Consider the following 2,488-nt stretch of genomic DNA (forward strand, 5'->3'; position numbering starts at 1 on the left):
CAGCAGGACACCGGAGATTCCGCGCCATGACACCCGAACAGTTCATTACCGGTTTTATAGAGACCTCATTTGGCATGTTTAGCACATTGGATGGCATGCGCCAATTTTCCTTTGTTTTTCATGCTGGTGTGAAAACCCATCACATACGGATGTCGCTTTATCCAATGAGTAATCGATAGGCGCAGTGGAATCTCATTACAGCTAAGTGCATCTGCTGAAACGCTTGTAATTCAAGATAGCTCTCAGTTATTGGAAGACCATGATTCTAAATGATTCTTACCAAGAGCGAGTCACAAGCGTTTGAGTGGAGGTACTTAACTGCGCCCGGGGGATCAATTTTAGTTTACATAAACTAATGATACTTAGTTGGCCTTGATCATCGTTCCGGCCATGGGCAGTTGTAGGTCGCCCTGCAGTGCGACCGGGCTTGCACGATGCCGAGCGGTCGCCCTGAAGGGCGACCTACGGAGGCCGTAACGATGATCAGAGCCACTTAGTTTGTGAAAACTAATAGTAAAAATCAGATGGCTATTTTTTCAAGATAGACCTTTGACGAAGCTCATCTTTTCATTTATTGTGAAATTCATATACAGTCAATTTTAACAAGGTGTCAACATGAATGAAGAATTTGAGCGCACAATAAAGCCATTCAAAGAATTTGAACGCGCAATAGAGCCATTCAAGGAGCTTCAGGATCTACGCTCCGGAGAGGCTACCGCCGAGCTTGGACAGCTGCGCGGCCACCTTGACGCCTTGCGGGGCCAGGCCCAGGAGCGGGGGACCACCCTGGACGTGCTACGCGGCCAGGTAGCCGAAGCTGTGGCCGAGGTTTCCCGTCTGAGTGGCGCCTTGGACCAGGCTCGACAGGAAGCCACAGAAGCCGAGCGGCGCGCCAGTGCGGCAGAGTCTCGAGCCAACCGCACCACCGAGGCCCTCCAGGCGGCACAGGAGGCCCGCACCACCGCGGAGCGGGCAGCCGAAGCACTGCGCTTGGAAGTGGCCACCCTGACCGAGCGCGCCGCCCATAACGCTGATCTACGTGCCATCATCGCGGCCTTGCAAGCCCCGGCACCGAAACCCCAGGCTCCCGCGGCGGCCGTGCCCGAACTGACCCTGGAGCCGACGCCCAAGGCCCCCGCCCGGCACCGGGGCCGCGTTCAGCAAGAGAAGTCAGGAAATCAGGCGTGACGCCAGACCAGTTCATTGCCAAATGGGTCCAATTTATTAAACGTCGGTTATCGGTTACGCCTTAGCGTAACTTTGCGTTCTTATGGAAGGCGCAGGATTATGACAAGGAGGGGCAGATCGGAGCCGATATATCAGGCACTTCGGCTCCGATCACTTTTCATAACGATGCCTCCCGTAGTTTGGCTATCAGTCGGTCCGGTGCGGTGAAGTGACCGCGGCGCAGCGACAGGGGCACCACCGATTTGATCGCCTCCAGTTTCTCGGCCGGGTCGGCCTGCAAGTAGATCTCGGCGGTCTGCATGTTGGCGTGGCCCAGCCACAGGGCCACCTTTCGCAGATCGCCGGTGGCTTGGTAGATCACCATGGCACACGAGTGGCGCAGGACATGGGGAGAGACCCGCTTACCGAGGAGCGTCGGACAGTGTGCGGCGGCCTGGCTCACGTACTTGTCCAGCAGGTAGGTAAAGCCCACGCGGGTCATCGCCTGATCCTGATGGTTGACGAACAGTTCGGGTACCCGGACTTCACCGCGAACCGCCAACCAGGCCCGGACATCCTCGGCGGCCTGCTTCCACAGTGGTAAGGCACGCTGCCGACGCCCCTTGCCTTGGACCTGAACGGTCGGTGTCGGCTGAAGGCTGAGCGCGGTCAGCGGCAGCCCAATCAACTCTGACACCCGCAGACCGGCCGCAAAGCACGCATGGAGCATGGGCCAGCCACGGATGCCATAGCGCGTCTGGCATCCGGGGCGTTCAATAGCGCCTGGATCTCCGGCATGGTCAGATAGGCGATCAAGGGTTGATCGGTTTTCTTGGTCGGAATCGCCAAGATTTCACGGATTTGCTCCAGCAGCGCCGGTATCCAGTACTCCACAAAGTGCATGAACGACTTGATCGCGGCCAGGCGGGCGTTGCGGGTTCGGGGGCTGTTGCCACGGTCGGTTTCCCGATGGGCCAAAAAGTCCATGACCAGCCGCGCATCGAGCTGTTCCAGAGCAAGCGCCGAGGGTGTCACACCGAACCTTTGGCTGGCGAACTCGAACAGCAACTGGAAAGTCTGCGCATAGCTGTCGCAGGTATGAACGCTGGCGCCGCGCTGGATCGGCAATCGTTCCTGCGGGAAGGCGGTGATGTGCGGTGCGATCAGCGTAATGATAGGGCTGAAGTTTCCTACTTTTGATCTGGGGCCTTGACCGTCATTCCGGCGATGCTATTCCCGGCTCCTGTCCTTGAGCGCATGGGCTGCACATCGGTGCACCGGGCAGATGGTCGGAACGGCGGACGGGGACGGCGGTGGGTTC

Annotated in this window: 3 protein-coding genes; 1 reads left to right on the forward strand and 2 read right to left on the reverse strand. The window is 58.0% G+C overall.

Annotated features, from left to right (window positions below; all coding sequences use genetic code 11):
- Window positions 1–615: 615 nt before the first annotated feature.
- A complete protein-coding gene (locus tag QZY44_RS06290) occupies window positions 616–1,188 on the forward strand; it encodes a hypothetical protein (RefSeq protein WP_295443777.1) in 573 nt (190 codons plus the stop codon).
- A 157-nt stretch (window positions 1,189–1,345) separates the two neighbouring features.
- On the opposite strand, the gene QZY44_RS06295 is transcribed toward QZY44_RS06290, so the two are convergent.
- Together QZY44_RS06295 and QZY44_RS06300 are read right to left on the reverse strand one after the other, a co-directional pair.
- Window positions 1,346–1,864: a tyrosine-type recombinase/integrase gene (locus tag QZY44_RS06295; RefSeq protein WP_295443780.1), complete on the reverse strand. Its 519-nt coding sequence runs from the start codon at window positions 1,862–1,864 to the stop codon at window positions 1,346–1,348.
- Window positions 1,852–2,295, reverse strand: coding sequence for a site-specific integrase (locus tag QZY44_RS06300; protein WP_295443782.1), 444 nt, complete (start codon window positions 2,293–2,295; stop codon window positions 1,852–1,854). The genes QZY44_RS06295 and QZY44_RS06300 overlap by 13 nt, the downstream gene beginning before the upstream one ends.
- Between the last annotated feature and the right edge of the window lie 193 nt (window positions 2,296–2,488).

The organism is uncultured Thiodictyon sp., assembly GCA_903837595.1.
Classification (GTDB): domain Bacteria; phylum Pseudomonadota; class Gammaproteobacteria; order Chromatiales; family Chromatiaceae; genus Thiodictyon.

Coding starts and splice junctions, on each gene's coding strand:
- QZY44_RS06290 (WP_295443777.1), top strand. CDS start 616: ATGAATGAAGAATTTGAGCGCACAATAAAGCCATTCAAAGAATTTGAA.